Raw genomic sequence first — 16,549 nt, 5'->3', positions numbered from 1 at the left:
CGCCCCGGAATGACCAATCTTGCTGCTTTTGTGTCTGATGCAAAACAAAAACCCCGGCATCGCTGCCGGGGTTTCGTCATTCTCGAGGTGGTTGGCCTTAGAAGTCCATGCCGCCCATGCCGCCGCCGGGGGGCATCGCCGGGCCGGCGCCGCCCTTCTTGGGCAGCTCGGCGACCATGGCTTCCGTGGTGATCAGGAGCGCGGCCACCGAGGCTGCGTTCTGGATCGCGGTACGAACCACCTTGGTCGGGTCGATGATGCCCTTCTTGACGAGGTCGGCATATTCGCCGGTCTGGGAGTCGAAGCCGTAATTGTAGGTCTTGTTCTCCAGGATCTTGCCGATGATCACCGAGCCGTCTTCACCGGCGTTGATCGCGATCTGGCGAGCGGGAGCCGACAGCGCCTTGCGCACGATCTCGACGCCGGTCTTCTGGTCGTCGTTCTTGGTGCGCAGGCCCTTGAGCTGCTCGGAAGCACGGAGCAGGGCGACGCCGCCGCCCGGAACGATGCCTTCTTCCACGGCCGCGCGGGTCGCATGCATCGCGTCATCAACGCGATCCTTGCGCTCCTTCACCTCGACCTCGGTCGCGCCGCCGACGCGGATCACCGCGACGCCGCCTGCGAGCTTGGCAAGACGCTCCTGGAGCTTCTCACGGTCGTAGTCCGAGGTGGTCTCCTCGATCTGCGCCTTGATCTGGGCCACACGCGCCTCGATGTCGGCCTTCTTGCCGGCGCCGTTGACGATCGTGGTGTTCTCCTTGTCGATCATCACCTTCTTGGCGCGACCGAGCATGTTGAGCGTGACGTTCTCGAGCTTGATGCCGAGATCTTCCGAGATCGCCTGGCCGCCGGTCAGGATCGCGATGTCCTGCAGCATGGCCTTGCGGCGATCGCCGAAGCCCGGAGCCTTGACGGCCGCGACCTTCAGGCCGCCGCGCAGACGGTTCACGACCAGGGTCGCGAGCGCCTCGCCTTCGACGTCCTCGGCGACGATGACCAGCGGCTTGCCGGTCTGCACCACGGCCTCGAGCAGCGGCAGCAGCTCATTCAGCGAGGAGAGCTTCTTCTCGTTGATGAGGATGTAGGCGTCGTCCATCTCAACGCGCATCTTGTCGGCGTTGGTGACGAAGTAGGGCGAGATGTAGCCGCGGTCGAACTGCATGCCCTCGACGACGTCGAGCTCGGTCTCGAGCGACTTGGCTTCCTCGACGGTGATGACACCCTCGTTGCCGACCTTCTTCATGGCGTCGGAGAGGAACTTGCCGATCTCCTGGTCGCCGTTCGCCGAGATGGTGCCGACCTGGGCGATCTCGTCGTTCGAGGTGACCTTCTTGGAGTTCTTCTGGAGGTCCGCAACGACGGCTTCGACCGCGAGGTCGATACCGCGCTTGAGATCCATCGGGTTCATGCCGGCGGCGACGGACTTGGCGCCTTCCTTCACGATCGCCTGGGCGAGCACGGTGGCGGTGGTGGTGCCGTCGCCGGCCGCGTCAGCGGACTTGGAGGCGACTTCGCGCACCATCTGGGCGCCCATGTTCTCGAACTTGTCGTCGAGCTCGATCTCCTTGGCGACGGTGACGCCGTCCTTGGTGATGCGGGGAGCGCCGAACGACTTGTCGAGTACGACGTTGCGGCCCTTCGGACCGAGCGTGACCTTCACCGCGTTGGCGAGAACGTCGACGCCGCGCAGCATCTTGTCGCGCGCCTCAACCGAGAATTTGACTTCTTTGGCTGCCATCTGGATTTTTCCTTGAGGATTTTGACTGGAGGGAGAGAGGGGCTCTTAGGCCGCCTTCTTCTTGGAAGCGGGGACGTCGAGGACGCCCATGATGTCGCTTTCCTTCATGATCAGCAGGTCTTCGCCGTCGATCTTGACTTCGGTGCCGGACCACTTGCCGAACAGCACGCGGTCGCCGATCTTCAGGTCGATCGGGATCAGCTTGCCAGCTTCGTCGCGGCCACCGGGGCCGACGGCGACGACTTCGCCCTGCGAGGGCTTTTCCTTGGCAGTGTCGGGAATGATGATGCCGCCAGCGGTCTTCTCTTCTGCGTCGATGCGCTTGACCACGACGCGGTCGTGAAGCGGACGGAATTTCATGCAGTCCTCCTAAGCATTTGCACGAGTTGAGGATTTTGAGATTGTTAGCAATCGTTGCCCGCGAGTGCTAGCACGAGCGAGGCTGAAATAGGACAGGAATTTTGCGGGGGCAAGGGTTTGTAGCAAAAAAATCAGCACTCGGAAGTGCGCTCTGCCAACTTCGCTGGACCATCGTTAACCGAGCTTGGTACCCGTATTAGCACGGAGCGTTCTCTGCTGCTAACGCATTGAATTTCAACAGCTTGTTAAACTTTTGGGCTTGAGATGAATTGTCAGTTTGCGTCACATTTCTCTCATGTGAGCGCATCGTTTCCGGGTGGCTCCCCGGGGCACCGACCAAGCCACCCCTCAATGCGCTCCTGCAAAGGAGGTTGGCATGGGCTTGCGGAGTGGGGGCGTTTCCGAGGATTTCCGGAAACAGATGCTGGGCTACGGGCTGACGACGGCCCAAATTCTTTACCGGATGCCGGACCATCCCTCGCTGCTCCAGACTTACGTCTGGCAGAACTACGACATGTTTCCGAAATTTCCGGCGCTGAAGGATTTCCTGGCGTTCTGGCAGGAGAAGCTCGACGGCCCGCTCCATTCGGTCACCGTGGCGCATTCCAAGCTGATCAAGCCGGCCGAGCTGCGCGCCGTGGATGGCGTGTTCCGGCTGCACTGAAGGAAGCCGCAGTCTCGTAAGGTGGGCAAAGGCGCGCTCGTCGCGCGCTGTGCCCACCATCTATCTCCAATTGCGAGGGTCGTGGGCACGCTTCGCTTTGCCCACGCTACGATATCTCCGTTGCAGCTGCGTCTCGCGAAGGCGCTATTCTGGTGATCGCCTGAAGGGCAATCAGGCGCCGCCGTTGCAATAGCGCTGCCACATCGCGCGATAGGCATCGTCCACGGCTTGCACGTATGAGACCGGGTTGCCGGCGGCCGCGGCATTGATCTGTCCAGGCAGGTCGCGGCGCAATCGATCGAGCTCACCGATCTTGGCGGCATGGCCGACTGCGATGTCGGCATAGGCCTCATCGTCATTCCCGACCCAGTCAGGCAGGCCGAGTGCGGTGAGGATGGAGGCGGCGGCGCGGCTCGGCAGGCTGTTGCCGAGTTTCGCGACCACCGGCACGCCCATCTGCAGCGCTTCCCACGTGCTGACGCCGCCATTCTGCGGGAAGGGGTCGAGGCAGATGTCGACGCGATTGAACGAGGCCAGATGTTCGCCCCGCAAAGTGGCTCCAAGCAGATCGACGCGTTCGGCCGACAACCCGCACGCCGCAAGCCGCGCCAGCAGATTGTCGCGGACCAGTTGATCATCCAGCGCAACGTCCTTGATCAGCAGTCGCGAGCCCGGCAGCCGCTCGAGAATCCTGGCCCAGACGTCCGCGGCCTCGTCCGAAATCTTGCTGATGCGGTTGAAGACACCGAAGGTGACGAAGCCGTTCGCGATCGCCGGGGTCGGCGCCCGCGCAATTCCGGCCGGTAGCGGCGTCAGCGTCACGAAGCACGGCAGGTCGACGACCGTCTCAGCGAACAGGTGCCGAACCTCGACGGGAATCGCGACGGGGTCCGAGAACAGATAGTCGATCGTCGGCAGCCCGGTTCCGGTGCCGTGGCCCCAGCCATGGACCTGGATCGGTGCCGGCTTGCGCGCAAATACGCCGAGGCGGTTTCCTCTGGTATGGCCGGACAGATCGATCAGGATATCGACGCCATCGGCGCGGATCTCGGCGGCGAGGCGATCGTCGGTCCATTGCGAGGCGTCGCGCCAGCGATCGGCGATAGCCTGAAACTCGCTGGTGGTCGCGTCCACTTTCGGCGAACAGGCATAGCACACGATCTCGAACTGCGCCCGGTCATGGTGCTGCAGCACCGGCTTGAAGATGAAGGCGGCCGAGTGCGCGTTGAAGTCCGACGAGACATAGCCGAGCACCAGACGGCGATCCGGATCGCGGCTGTTGTCATGCGGTCTTGCCTGTTCTGACGCGATCTTCGCACCGATCCGCTCCCACCACATCTGCCGCGCCTGCTGATGCTGCTCGACACTGGCGTCCGCCATGAAATCGAGCGTGAAGATCTTGTTGGAGATCGCGCTCTGAAAATCGGGCTGGATCTCGAGTGCTCGATCGAAGCTGGCGAGGGCTTCCTCGACCCGGCCAAGCCCGGCGAGACAAAGGCCCAGCACCATGTGAGCTTGAAGGGAATCGGGAGCGAGCGCGAGGGCCTGCTCGCAATCGCGCGATGCCTTCGCGATTTGCTGGATCTGGAGTAGCACACCGGCCCGCGCGAGCCATCCATTCGCGTCGTCGGGTGCCAGCGCGACTGCCCGATTGCCGTCTGCCAGCGCTTCGTCAAATCGCTGAAGTTCCCGCAATGCAGTGGCACGGTTCGCGAGCGCCGACGCATAGCCGGGCTTGATCGACAGCGCGCGGTTCAGGCTGGCCAGGGCCTCGTCATAGTTGCGCAGACGACAGAGCGCCCAACCCCGGCCGTTATGGGCTTCGGCAAGGTCTGGGTTGAGTGCGAGCGCCTTGTCGTAGCTGTTCAGCGCCTCCTCGTGAAGGTCGAGGGCTTCGTTCGCATTGCCGAGATTGGACAGGGCGAGGGCGTGGTTGGGCCGCAAGGCGAGGGCTTTCCGATAGCTCGCGCGAGCCTCGTCGTGACGCCGTAGTCCGTTAAGGGCGACGCCCAGGCTCATAAGAGCATCGGCAGATCGCGGATCGACGGCAACCGCGCGGTTCAAGAGGATTTCGGCCTGCTGATAATTCTTGGCATCGGACTCCAAGACGCCGAGCATGTGCAGCGCGATGAACTGGTTGGGTGCGATCTGCAGGAGTTGGCGATAAGCGGCCTGAGCTTCGGGGAAAAGACCCATCTTGTGCAATTGCAGGGCGTGCCCGAGCAACGGCAGCACTTCGGCCTTCTGTCGTTTCTGAAGCCGGGCATTTTGAAATGCACGCTGGCCGACGCTGTTGCCCATGAATCAATCCCCCAAAATCTTGCGGCCGAGACTAAATCAGCGTGAGAACCAATACGAGACGCGCGCCGCTCGGCACGACAGCCTGGGACAAGCTACGACTTCGATCGGAACTTCGAGGGGCTGGCCTTGGGCCCCGCAATTGCTGCCTCGCCCGAGACTGGATAGTCTGCCTTCGGCTTGTACCCGTCCGGCGGGCGCGGCTCAGATCAGGGAGGCAGACAATGGCCAAGCAAAAGGCATCAAGACCGGCAACGAAGACGGCGGTGAAGAAGCGCAGCGGAGCAAAGGTCGCGGCGCGATCGTCGGCGCGCAAAGCGGTGAAGGCGAAGGCGCGCACAGCGGCCCCGAAGAAGCCCGCGCGCCCCCGGCAGCGCATCGCGATCAGCCATCACCGCGAGGAGGACTTCAAGGCCGACGGCCTGCGCGCCTATGCCAAATATCGCGACCTCGGCATTGCCGCAGCGACCCACGGGCTTGCGCAAGCGCATGTGATCCGCCTGCAAGGCCCCTGCGATCCGGCCGAGGTGTCGAAGCTGCACTTCCACGACGTCGAATTCCAGATGGTCTACGTCCTCAAGGGCTGGGTGAAGACCTACATGGACGGGCAGGGCGAGACCCTGATGAAAGAAGGCAGCGCTTGGACCCAGCCGCCGAAGATCAAGCACATGATCCTGGATTACTCGGATGATGTGGAGCTGCTGGAGGTGATCCTGCCGGCGGAGTTCAAGACGGTGGAGTTGAAGGCTTAGGGTGCGCGTCCCACCGTCCGAGCTGTCGTGCATTTCTCCGCCGTCATTCCGGGGGCGATGCGCAGCATCGATCCCGGAATCCATCGGGCGACAGTACGCGCGGGTAAATGGATTCCGGGCTCGCGCCTTCGTCGCGCCCCGGAATGACGAGGGGCGAGATTACGCCAACATCCCCACCACCGCGCCCATCAAGCATGTCGTCAGCGTCCCCGACACGATCGATTTCAGCCCGAGCGTATTGATCTCCTCGCGCCGCTCCGGCGCCATCACCCCCAAGCCGCCGATCATGATGCCGAGGCTGGCGAAATTGGCGAAGCCGCACATCGCATAGAGCATGATCAGGCGCGAGCGCGGATCGAGCGCATCGGCCGGCAGCTTCGAGAACTCGACATAGGCGATCAATTCGTTGAGCACGGTCTTGGTGCCCATCAGGCTGCCCGCGGTGACGGCCTGGTCCCATGGCAGTCCCATCAGCCAGCACACCGGCGCCATCACGAGGCCGAGCAGACGCTGCAAGGAGATCGCGGCGCCGCCGAGATGTGGCAAGAGGCCGAGGATGGCATTGACGAGATAGACCAGCGCCACCAGCACCAGCAGCATGGCGACGATGTTGATCAGCAGCTCGATTCCCGCGCTGGTGCCTTTCACGATCGCATCCATCGTGCCTGACACCTCCATCTCGGGGTCTTCCAGCGAGCCGCCGGTGCGCTTGTCGGAGATTTCAGGCACCATGATCAGGCTGACGAGGATCGCCGCCGGCGCCCCCAGCACGGAGGCGATGACGAAATGCGCGGCCGCATCAGGAATAAGAGGAGCAAGGAGCGTCGCATAGAGCACCAGCACCGTGCCGGCGATGCCGGCCATGCCGCCCGTCATCACCAGAAACAATTCGCTGCGGGACATCTGCGAAAGATAGGGGCGCACGAACAGCGGTGCCTCGACCATGCCGAGGAAGATGTTGGCGGCGGTCGATAGGCCGCCCGCGCCGCCGACGCCGAGCGTGCGCTCCAGCAGCCAGGCCATGCCGCGCACGATCGGCGGCAGCACGCGCCAGTGGAACAGCAGCGTCGTCAGCACGCTCATGACCAGCACGATCGGCAGCGCCTGGAACGCCAGGATGAAATCGGCGCCGGGCACTTTGACGTCGAAGGGCAGGGTGCCGCCGCCGACATAGCCGAACACGAAGGCGGAGCCGGCGCGCGAGGCCGCGGAGATCGCGCCGACCGCATCGTTGATGGCGCCGAAGGCATGCGCGACGACCGGCAGCTTCAGCAGCACGATCGCGGTGACGAACGTGACGACGAGGCCGATCGCCGCCCGTCGCAGCGACACGGCGCGCCGATCCTCAGCCAGCGCGAAGGCGATCAACAGCAATGCGAAAATGCCGAGTGCCGATTGCAAGCGCAGCATGATGCCCCCAAACCCTCAACGATTATGGCCGTGCCTGCGCTGCAAAGGCAATGCCGACAGACCACGGACGTGTCCTGTTGTTGACAAGCGGACCCGTCTCAGCCACGCGGGAAGACCCATCAAATCAAGGGCCGGACAGTCCGAGGTGACCGAAGAGGCGATGCCAGAGCAGCCTAGATCCGCAACCCCGCCGGTCAGCGCCGGCGCGCTTCTTGCCCACCGCGCCTTTCTGTTCTTCCTGCTCTCGCGCAGCCTGTCGCGCTTTTCCAGCCAGATCGCGGCGGTCGCGATCGGCTGGCAGATCTACGATCTGACCGGGTCGGCCTTCGATCTCGGCATGGTCGGCCTGGTGCAGTTCCTGCCCACCGCGCTTCTGGTGTTCGTCGCCGGCCACGCCGCCGACCGCTTCGAGCGCAAGCGCGTGGTCCAGCTCTGCCAGCTCGTGGAAGCGGCAACCGCGCTTTATCTCGCCATCATCACCTATCTCGGCGCGGTCGGCGAGGTTCAGATCTTCATCGCGACCTTCATGCTCGGCATTGCCGGCGCCTTCGAGAGCCCGACCACCGCGGCGCTGCTGCCGCTGATCGCGCCGCAGGGATCGCTGCAGCGTGCCACCGCCGTCTCCAGCGGCGCGGCGCAGGTCGCGACCATCACGGGGCCTGCGCTCGGCGGCTTCGCCTATGCGGTCGCTCCGCACCTTGCCTATGCCGTGATGGTGCTGTTCTGGATTCTCGGGATGATCCTGACCGGCTTCATCCGGCCGCGCCCGCAGGCGATCGCGAAGGACGGAACGGACTCGGACAATGTCTTCGCCGGGGTCCGCTTCATCCGCAGCAATCCGGCGATCCTCGGCACCATCTCGCTCGACCTGTTCGCCGTGCTGTTCGGCGGCGTCACGGCTTTGCTGCCGATCTATGCCCGCGACATCCTGCAGACCGGCCCGGTCGGGCTTGGCGTGCTGCGCGCTGCGCCCGCGGTCGGCGCGTTGTTGATGACCATGGTGCTGGCGCGTCACGCCATCTCCAGGCATGTGGGCCTGCGCATGTTCCAGGCCGTGATCGTGTTCGGCCTCGCCACCATCGTGTTCGCGCTGTCGTCCTGGATGTGGCTGTCGGTGCTGTCGCTCGCCGTTTTGGGCGCGGCCGACACGATCAGCGTCGTGATCCGCTTCTCGCTGGTGCAACTCTCCACGCCCGACGAGATGCGCGGCCGCGTCGGCGCGGTGAACTTCCTCTTCATCAACGCCTCGAACCAGCTCGGCCAGTTCGAGAGCGGGGTCGCAGCCGCGCTACTCGGTGCCATGCCCGCCGCCGTGCTCGGCGGCGTCGCCACCGTCGCAGTGGCGCTGCTCTGGATGAAGCTGTTTCCCAGCCTGCGCAAGGTGGAAAGCTTGGAGTAGGGGAGGTTTGGGCCCCGGCTCTGCAGCGCGTCATTTCATGCCGCGCAGCGTCCGGGGCATGATGCCGGGGACCTGGGATGTCCCGAAAGTCGCAGACAAAGCACAGAGGGATCAATGGGATCCCTACTGTGCATGGGGTTGTTTTCGCAGTTTTGGTTCAGCCCCGTCCAACGAACGGCATCTTCGTCGCCATCACCGTCATGGTCAGCACGTTGGCGTCGAGCGGCAGGCCGGCCATGTAGGCCACGGCATCGCCGACCGCCTTGGCGTCCATGCGCGGCTCGTGCTTGGTGGTGCCGTCGGGCTGCAGTACGCCGGGGCCGTTGACCATGCGATCGGTCATCGGGGTGGCGGCATTGCCGATGTCGACCTGGCCGACCGCGATGTCATACATGCGGCCGTCGAGGTTACTCGCCTTGGTGAGGCCCGTGATGGCGTGCTTGGTCGAGGTGTAGGCCGCCGAGAACGGTCGCGGCGCATGCGCCGAGATCGAGCCGTTGTTGATGATGCGGCCGCCGCGCGGGGTCTGGTCCTTCATGATGCGGAAGGCGTGCTGGGTGCACAGGAACGGGCCGGTGAGGTTGGTGTTCACCACCGCCTGCCACTGCTCGAGGCTGAGGTCCTCGAAGTTCACGGCCGGAGCGCCCATGCCGGCGTTGTTGAAGAGCACGTCGAGGCGGCCATAGGTGGTCTTCACCTTGTCGAACAACGCGGCGATCTGGTCCGGCTTGGTCATGTCGGCGGTGACGCAGAGGCTCTTTCCGGCGGGGCCGAGCTTTGCGGTCTCCTCGAGCATGTCGAGGCGGCGCCCTGCGAGCACCACGGTGAAGCCGGTGTTCATCAGCGCCAGCGACGCCGCGCGCCCGACGCCGGTGCCGGCGCCCGTCACCAGGGCGATCTTCTTTGCTTCACTCATTGTTTCCTGCCTTTTCTCTTGAGCTGTCAGGTTTTGGGTTCTTTTTCGTTCTTGTAGGGCGGCCGCGGAATGTTCTGATGCGCCGCGCGCAGCGCCGCCGACCAGCGCGAGCGCAGGTCGTGGAAATAGGGCTCGCCGGCTTCGATGCGGTGGTTGAGATCGGCTTCGCAGGCATCGGTGCGCACCACCAGCACGTCGATCGGCAGGCCGACGCCGAGGTTGGAGCGCATGGTCGAATCCATCGAGATCAGGCCGGTCTTCAGCGCCTCGTAGAGCTCAACGTCGTAGTGCATGGCGCGGTCGAGCACCGGCTTGCCGTATTTGTGTTCGCCGATCTGCAAGTAAGGCGTGTCGGTGGTGCACTCGATGAAATTGCCGGCGGTGTAGACCATGAACAGGCGCATGCGCGCGCCCTTGATCTGCCCGCCGAACAGGAAGGAGACGTCGAAGGAGACGTCCTCGGACTTCAAGGCAGGGCCTTCGGTGGCATGCACGGCGCGGATGGCCCGGCCGATGCGCTGGGCGGCCTGGAACATGGTCGGCGCGTTCATCAGCGTCTCGACCTCGCCCGTGTTGGGGTCCTCCAGGCCTTCGGTCAAGGTGGAGAGCACCGACTGGCTGATGGCGAGGTTGCCCGCGCTGGCGATCGCCATGATGCGCTCGCCGGGCTTGGAGAAGATGTGCAGCTTGCGGAAGGTCGAGACGTTGTCGAGCCCGGCATTGGTGCGGGTGTCGGCGATCATCACCAGACCGTCCCGAACCAGGATTCCGCAGCAATAGGTCATTTCCAGTCCCCGAACGCGTTTGCGCGGAATTACTAGCCAATTTCAAGGGCCGGTCCAACCCCGATTCCCGGTTGTCACTCCGGGCTCGCGACTTCCTCGCGTTCCGGAATGACAGGCCAGCTCTGCGACCGAGACCGACCTCAATCCGCCGCATCGACCAGAAACGCCGCGTCGACCGGCACGCCGAGGGCCGTGACCAGCCGGTTGGTCTCTGCGGCCATGCCGACGATGGCGAGCAGCTCGCCATATTCGGCCTCGGTCATGCCTTTGGCCCGCGCCGCGGCGGTGTGGGAGTGGATGCAGTAGCTGCAGCCATGCGCGATCGACACTGCGACATAGAGCATTTCCTTGACCTTGGGATCGAGCGCGCCCGGAGCCATCACCTCTTTGATGCTCTCCCAGGTCCGCCGCAGCGTCTTCGGATCATGCGCCAGCGCCCGCCAGAAATTGTTGACGAAGTCCGATTTCCGCACCTTGCGGATGTCGTCGAAGACAGCGCGCGCTTCAGGAGAGAGTTCATCGTCCGAAAGCAGCTTCACGGTTGCCATGGGGTACCTCGCGGGGGGCAGGTCTGATCCCCGCAAGTGTAGCACGACCCACGTGCCCGGACGGCCGCGGCTAGCCCTGCCGCTGGGATTGCGATTGCGAAGGCCCGCCGCGGCCGGCCTGCTCGACCTTCACGGTCACGTCCAGCGTCTCCGCGCCGCCGCCATAGCGGGTGCCGCGCACCGGGGCCGCACCGAGATAGTCGAGCCCGATCGCGACGCGGACATGAGCGTCGGTGGCGCAGATGCTGTTGGCGGGATCGAAGCCGACCCAGCCGAGATCAGGCACGAAGGCTTCTGCCCAGGCGTGCCCGGCCTCCTGATGCAGCAGACCGTCCGAACGCAGGAAATGGCCGGAGACGAACCGCGCCGGCACGCCGCCGGCCCGGGCGCAGGCAATGAAGATATGCGCATAGTCCTGGCAGACGCCGCGCTTGAGCGTGAACGCCTCCGCCGCCGAGGTGCCGCTGGTGGTCGGGTCCTCGTCGAACGTCATGTGATCGGCAATCTCAGTCATCAGTGTATGCAGGAAGCCGAGCGTGTCGCTTTCGGCTTCGCTGCGCAACTGGCGCGCAACCGCCAGCATCGCCGGATTGACGGAGGTGAGGTCGGTCGAGCGCAGGAACATGCCCGCCGGAAACCGTTCGTCGGTGCCGCGCAGCACGCCGCCGGTGTCGTGGGTCTCGATCAGCCCTTCGGCGGTGATCTGGATGTCGCCGACGGGTCCGCAGGACAGCACATGGGTGACGTTGCCGAACGCGTCTTCATGAGTGTCGAGCTTGGTGTCGGTCGAGACGTCGATCTGCCACTCCGCCACATATTGCCCGTCATGGCTGCCGGGCGTGATGCGCAGGATCTGGATCACGCTCGTGGCCGGCGGCTCGTAGCGATAGGTCGTGGTGTGGCGGATTCGCAGGCGCATGGTGTTTCTGGATCGGTCATTCCGGGATGGTCCGAAGGACCAGACCCGGAATCTCGAGATCCCGGCTTCGATGCTTCGCATCGCCCCGGAATGACGAAGGGTGAGAGTTTCGGTTCTGACTAGATCAAATACTGCTTCGTGATGATTTCGCCCAGCCTGGAATTGTCCGCGATGAATTCCTGAATGAATTCATGCACGCCATGCTGGAAAATGTCGTTCATGTTGCTGTGTTCCAGCCGGTTGCGGATGCCGCGGGCGTGGCGCTGGGCCGGGCCCTGGCGGCCATAGGCGACGCCGATCTGGTCCAGATTGCGCACGAGATTGTCATAGCAGCTCGCCAGCGAGCGCGGCAGCGTGCCGTTGAGGATGAGCAGATCCGCAACCAGCCACGGTTTCAGTGTCTCGCGATAGACCCAGTGATAGGCCGTCAGCGCCGACACCGAGCGCAGGATCGAGCTCCACTGATAGAAGTCGAGGGGGCCGCCGACATGCTCCTCCTCGGGGAGCAGCACATGGTACTTCACATCGAGAATGCGCGCGGTGTTGTCTGCGCGCTCAAGGTGCAGGCGGAGCCGTGAGAACCAGTAGGCGTCGTTGCGCAACATGGTCCGGTAGGCCGAGCCGTCGAAGCGGAGCGAGGTCTCCTGCACGAAGCGCAGGAATTTTGCGAGGTCCTCGCGCGTCGAGGTGCCCTTGCTCCAGACCTCCTGCAGCTCGATCCAGGCCGAGTTGATGGTGTCCCACATCTCGCTGGTCAGCGCGGTGCGCACCGAGCGCGAGTTCAGCCGCGCCGCCTCGATGCAGTTCCTGATCGAGGACGGATTGTTCACGGAGAAGGAGAGGTAGTCGACGACGTTGTGCTCGTTGGCTTCCTCATAGGTCTGATAGAAGCTGGCGGCGACGCCGGCGGTGAGCAGCGCCGAGTCCCATTCATTGGTTTTGCCGACATAGGCTGCGGGAAGCGCGGTGACGCGCAGCGTCGCATCGATGGTGCGCGCGAGATATTCGGCCCGTTCGACGTAGCGGGCGAGCCAGTAGAGGTTTTCGGCGGTACGCGACAGCATTCTCTCTACTCGTCCAGGATCCAGGTGTCTTTGGTGCCCCCGCCCTGGCTCGAATTCACCACCAGGGAGCCTTCCTTCAGCGCGACGCGCGTCAGCCCGCCGGGCACGATGGTCGTGCTCTTGCTGCCGGTGAGCACGAAGGGCCGCAGGTCGACATGGCGGGGCGCAAGGCCCGAGGCGGTGCAGGTCGGGCAGGTCGAGAGCGCCAGCGTCGGCTGGGCGATGAAACCTTCCGGCTCGCGCTTGAGCTTCTCGCGGAAGGCTTCGATCGTGGCTTTCGTCGCGGCGGGACCGATCAGCATGCCGTAGCCGCCGGAGCCATGGACTTCCTTGACCACGAGCTCGCTCAGATTGTCCAGCACATAGGCGAGATCCTTCGGCTCGCGGCAGCGCCAGGTCGGCACGTTCTTCAGGATCGGCTCTTCGCCGAGATAGAATTTCACGATGTCGGGCATGTAGGAGTAGATCGCCTTGTCGTCGGCGATGCCGGTGCCGACGGCGTTGGCGAGCGTGATGTTGCCGGCCGCATAGGCCGACATCAGCCCGGGCACGCCGAGCACGGAATCGGGACGGAAGGTGAGGGGATCGAGGAAGTCGTCGTCGACCCGGCGATAGATCACATCGACCCGCTTCAGCCCTTCCGTCGTCCGCATGAACACTTCGTTGTTCTTGACCACGAGGTCGCGGCCCTCGACCAGCTCGATGCCGAGCTTGTCGGCGAGGAAGGAGTGCTCGTAATAGGCCGAATTGTAGACGCCGGGGGTGAGCAGAGCCACCGTCGGCTCGCCCGAGGCGCTGTGCGGCGCGACCGAGCGGAGCGCGGAGAGCAGCTCGTCCGGATAGCGCTCGACCGGCGCCACCCTGTGGCGGGCGAACAGATCCGGAAACAGCCGCATCATGATCTCGCGGTTTTCCAGCATGTAGGACACGCCGGACGGCGTGCGGGCGTTGTCCTCCAGCACGATGAAGTCCTCGGCGTCGACCCGGACGATGTCGATGCCGGCGATGTGCACGTAGACGTCGTGCGGCACCTGCTGGCCGTTCATCTCGGGCCGGAACACCGGATTCTGGAAGATCAAATCGTCAGGCACGACCTCGGCGCGGAGGATGTCGCGGCCGTGATAGATGTCGCGCAGGAACATGTTGAGCGCGCGCACGCGCTGCTTCAGGCCCTTTTCCAGCAGCGCCCATTCCTTGCCGGACATGATCCGGGGGATGACGTCGAAGGGGATCAGGCGCTCGGTGGACTCCGAATCGCCGTAGACCGCGAAGGTGATGCCGATCCGGCGGAACAGGAGCTCGGCCTCCTGGCGGCGATATTCGAGCGCCTCGGGAGGCGTCTCCTTGAGCCAGCGCGCCAGCTCCTGATAGGCGGGGCGAAGGTCCCCGCCGGGAATGTTCATTTCGTCAAACGCGACTGCCATAGATCCCGACTTGTCTCCGCAAGGCGTTGCGCCGTTGGACAGGTCGCCAAGCCCTCATGAAGACCGCAACGTCCTGGCCATGCGGCAAGAGTGCATGACTCTGAGGTGGTAGCAAGGGCCGGGCCAGCGCGATAAGCATGGACTGGCAGCATTTGCCGGGCGTGATCGGCGGCTTGCCTGAAAAAATGGCTGAGGACTGCTTATTTCGGCAGCAAAACCGCGTGACTTCAACGCGTTGCCCCGGCAAAGTCGGCGCCACAGGTGAGGGACTTAAGGCATGAGCGAGATCGTCACGGCGGGCATTCTGGTCATTGGGGACGAAATCCTGTCAGGCCGGACCAAGGACAAGAATATCGGTTTCATCGCCGAATACCTGACCAATATCGGCATCGACTTGAAGGAAGTCCGGGTCGTCTCCGACGACGAGGCTGACATCATCGCTGCCTTGAATGCACTGCGGCATCGCTACACCTACGTCTTCACCACCGGCGGGATCGGGCCGACCCATGACGACATCACCGCCGATAGCGTCGCCAAGGCGTTCGGCGTCGGCATCGACCACCACCCGGAGGTGGTTGCGCGTTTCCGCGAGCGCTGGAGCGAGCAGGACCTCAATGAGGCCCGCTTGCGCATGGCGCGCATCCCTGATGGTGCCGAGCTGATCCAGAGCGCGACCATCCTCGCGCCTGGCTTCAAGATCGGCAACGTCATCGTCATGGCGGGCGTGCCCTCGATCATGCAGGCGATGATGGACATCGTCTCGCCCAAGCTGAAGTCGGGCGTGCGCATGCTCTCGGACTCGGTACGCGCCAATGCGCGCGAGGGCGACATCGGCAGTCCGCTGCGGGCGATCGCCGCCGCCCATCCCGACACCATCATCGGCAGCTATCCCTTCATGGACGAGGAGCAGAAGCCGAACACCAATCTGGTGGTGCGCTCGCGCGACCCGGAGAAGCTGGCGGCAGCGATGGCTGCGGTGAAGGACATGCTGGCAGGATTGAACATCACGCGCTAGCGACGCGGCTGCCGACAGACGAAGCAGGAGATGACGATGGCTGGTGAAGCACCGGAACTGAGTGCGCAGGAGCGGGCGGGCAGGGCCTTCCCGGTTTCATGGGACCAGTTCCACCGGGACTGCCGGGCGCTGACCTGGCGGCTCAACGAGGTCGGTCCGTTCCACGCGGTGATCGCGATCACGCGCGGCGGCCTCGTGCCGGCCGCGATCGTGGCGCGCGAGCTCGGCGTGCGCGTGATCGATACGGTGTGTATCGCGAGCTACGATCACGACAAGCAGGGCGAGCTCCAGGTCCTCAAGGGGATCTCTGAAGCGGCCATGAAGCTTGGCGGCGGCACCGGCAAGGGGTTGTTGATCGTCGACGACCTCGTCGACACCGGCAAGACCGGCAGGATGGTGCGCGAGATGCTGCCCGATGCGCATTTCGCCACGGTCTACGCCAAGCCGATGGGACGCCCGCTGGTCGACACCTTCATCACGGAAGTCTCGCAGGACACCTGGATCTTCTTCCCCTGGGACACTGCGCTGTCCTATCCCCCGCCGCTGCGCGACGGCGCGTCGTGAGCGCGTGCGAATGGTGAGTGGCGAATGGCGAGTAGTGAATCCCCAATTCGCAATTCGCCATTCGCTGCTCGCCCGCTCCAAAACCGCGTCACGCCCGCGGGCGACATCATCGCCACCCCGCATCGCGGCATGTTCACCGGCAACCGCGGCATCATCCACGATCCCGCGACCAGGACGCTGCTGAAGAAGCGCTGGTCGTCGCCGGCCTGGATTACGTGCCTGTGCGAATTCCGCGGCTGGCGGCGCCCGGTGATGGCGCGGCGGAGCTGGACCGAGCTGTTCTTCCTCGACGAGGCCACCGCCTTCGCCGCTGGACACCGTCCCTGCTTCTTCTGCCGCCGCGACGATGCCAACCGCTTCCGCGCCGCATGGGAGAACGGCAATGGCGTAAGCAAGGTGAGCGCAAAGGCGATGGACGCCCAGCTGCACCTGGAGCGTCTGGACCACGGCCGCAAGCGGCTGCACGCGCTGCAGGGGCCGCTTGCAGATTTGCCCGATGGCGCGATGGTGCAGCGGGGCGAGGAGAGCTTTCTGATAACGAAGGGCCGGCCGCTGCTGTGGTCGCCGGCCGGCTATGCCCGAACCCAGCACAAGCTGGAGAGCCCGATGCTGCTGACGCCCCCGTCCGCACTGCGAGCGCTCAGCGCCGGCTATCAGCCGGCGCTGCATCCGACCGCTCTGGGCTAGCAGAGT

At 64.4% G+C, this 16,549-nt stretch carries 16 protein-coding genes; 6 read left to right on the top strand and 10 right to left on the bottom strand.

The window, feature by feature from the left end; all coding sequences use genetic code 11:
• Window positions 1–97: 97 nt before the first annotated feature.
• Both groL and X268_RS20360 read right to left on the bottom strand, forming a co-directional pair.
• Window positions 98–1,738 (bottom strand): chaperonin GroEL, encoded by a 1,641-nt coding sequence (gene groL, locus X268_RS20365; RefSeq protein WP_128926563.1) that lies wholly within the window; start codon window positions 1,736–1,738, stop codon window positions 98–100.
• A gap of 45 nt (window positions 1,739–1,783) precedes the next feature.
• On the bottom strand, window positions 1,784–2,098 hold the full coding sequence (locus X268_RS20360) for a co-chaperone GroES (protein WP_128926562.1): 315 nt from the start codon (window positions 2,096–2,098) through the stop codon (window positions 1,784–1,786).
• A 376-nt stretch (window positions 2,099–2,474) separates the two neighbouring features.
• On the opposite strand from X268_RS20360, the gene X268_RS20355 reads away from it, so the two are divergent.
• A complete protein-coding gene (locus tag X268_RS20355) occupies window positions 2,475–2,762 on the top strand; it encodes an usg protein (protein ID WP_028177340.1) in 288 nt (95 codons plus the stop codon).
• A gap of 171 nt (window positions 2,763–2,933) precedes the next feature.
• Here the strand turns inward: X268_RS20355 and X268_RS20350 are convergent, their stop codons facing one another.
• Window positions 2,934–5,063, bottom strand: a complete 2,130-nt coding sequence (locus X268_RS20350) for an O-linked N-acetylglucosamine transferase, SPINDLY family protein (protein WP_128926561.1) — start codon at window positions 5,061–5,063, stop codon at window positions 2,934–2,936.
• Between the two features lie 221 nt (window positions 5,064–5,284).
• On the opposite strand from X268_RS20350, the gene X268_RS20345 reads away from it, so the two are divergent.
• The gene (locus tag X268_RS20345) at window positions 5,285–5,812 is read left to right on the top strand and encodes a cupin domain-containing protein (RefSeq protein WP_128926560.1); all 528 of its coding nucleotides are present in this window, start codon (window positions 5,285–5,287) and stop codon (window positions 5,810–5,812) included.
• Between the two features lie 159 nt (window positions 5,813–5,971).
• Here the strand turns inward: X268_RS20345 and X268_RS20340 are convergent, their stop codons facing one another.
• Window positions 5,972–7,222 carry a NupC/NupG family nucleoside CNT transporter gene (locus tag X268_RS20340; RefSeq protein ID WP_128926559.1) on the bottom strand — a complete coding sequence of 417 codons (1,251 nt, stop codon included), beginning with the start codon at window positions 7,220–7,222 and terminating at the stop codon, window positions 5,972–5,974.
• Window positions 7,223–7,382: 160 nt separating this feature from the next.
• Between X268_RS20340 and X268_RS20335 the strand changes: the two genes are divergently transcribed.
• Window positions 7,383–8,621, top strand: coding sequence for an MFS transporter (locus tag X268_RS20335; RefSeq protein WP_128926558.1), 1,239 nt, complete (start codon window positions 7,383–7,385; stop codon window positions 8,619–8,621).
• 157 nt (window positions 8,622–8,778) lie between these two features.
• Here the strand turns inward: X268_RS20335 and X268_RS20330 are convergent, their stop codons facing one another.
• From X268_RS20330 to X268_RS20305, 6 genes are all read right to left on the bottom strand, one after another.
• On the bottom strand, window positions 8,779–9,537 hold the full coding sequence (locus X268_RS20330) for an SDR family oxidoreductase (RefSeq protein WP_128926557.1): 759 nt from the start codon (window positions 9,535–9,537) through the stop codon (window positions 8,779–8,781).
• A 26-nt stretch (window positions 9,538–9,563) separates the two neighbouring features.
• A complete protein-coding gene (locus X268_RS20325) occupies window positions 9,564–10,322 on the bottom strand; it encodes a proteasome-type protease (RefSeq protein ID WP_027575998.1) in 759 nt (252 codons plus the stop codon).
• A 140-nt stretch (window positions 10,323–10,462) separates the two neighbouring features.
• Window positions 10,463–10,870 carry a carboxymuconolactone decarboxylase family protein gene (locus tag X268_RS20320; protein ID WP_128926556.1) on the bottom strand — a complete coding sequence of 136 codons (408 nt, stop codon included), beginning with the start codon at window positions 10,868–10,870 and terminating at the stop codon, window positions 10,463–10,465.
• A gap of 70 nt (window positions 10,871–10,940) precedes the next feature.
• The gene (locus tag X268_RS20315; RefSeq protein ID WP_128926555.1) at window positions 10,941–11,789 is read right to left on the bottom strand and encodes a transglutaminase family protein; all 849 of its coding nucleotides are present in this window, start codon (window positions 11,787–11,789) and stop codon (window positions 10,941–10,943) included.
• Window positions 11,790–11,908: 119 nt separating this feature from the next.
• A complete protein-coding gene (locus X268_RS20310) occupies window positions 11,909–12,853 on the bottom strand; it encodes an alpha-E domain-containing protein (protein WP_128926554.1) in 945 nt (314 codons plus the stop codon).
• 5 nt (window positions 12,854–12,858) lie between these two features.
• Complete coding sequence (locus tag X268_RS20305) at window positions 12,859–14,277, bottom strand: circularly permuted type 2 ATP-grasp protein (protein WP_128926553.1); 1,419 nt, start codon at window positions 14,275–14,277, stop codon at window positions 12,859–12,861.
• Window positions 14,278–14,554: 277 nt separating this feature from the next.
• On the opposite strand from X268_RS20305, the gene X268_RS20300 reads away from it, so the two are divergent.
• The 3 genes from X268_RS20300 to X268_RS20290 are packed head-to-tail and all read left to right on the top strand — an operon-like array spanning window position 14,555 to window position 16,543.
• Complete coding sequence (locus X268_RS20300) at window positions 14,555–15,292, top strand: competence/damage-inducible protein A (RefSeq protein ID WP_128926552.1); 738 nt, start codon at window positions 14,555–14,557, stop codon at window positions 15,290–15,292.
• A gap of 36 nt (window positions 15,293–15,328) precedes the next feature.
• Window positions 15,329–15,856: a xanthine phosphoribosyltransferase gene (gpt, locus tag X268_RS20295; protein ID WP_128926551.1), complete on the top strand. Its 528-nt coding sequence runs from the start codon at window positions 15,329–15,331 to the stop codon at window positions 15,854–15,856.
• A 24-nt stretch (window positions 15,857–15,880) separates the two neighbouring features.
• The gene (locus tag X268_RS20290; protein ID WP_128926550.1) at window positions 15,881–16,543 is read left to right on the top strand and encodes a hypothetical protein; all 663 of its coding nucleotides are present in this window, start codon (window positions 15,881–15,883) and stop codon (window positions 16,541–16,543) included.
• The last annotated feature ends 6 nt before the right edge of the window (window positions 16,544–16,549 follow it).

It is taken from the genome of Bradyrhizobium guangxiense, assembly GCF_004114915.1.
GTDB classification, from domain to species: domain Bacteria; phylum Pseudomonadota; class Alphaproteobacteria; order Rhizobiales; family Xanthobacteraceae; genus Bradyrhizobium; species Bradyrhizobium guangxiense.
The sequence above is the reverse complement of the archived record's forward strand: the minus strand, read 5'-3'. Positions and strand labels throughout refer to the sequence as shown.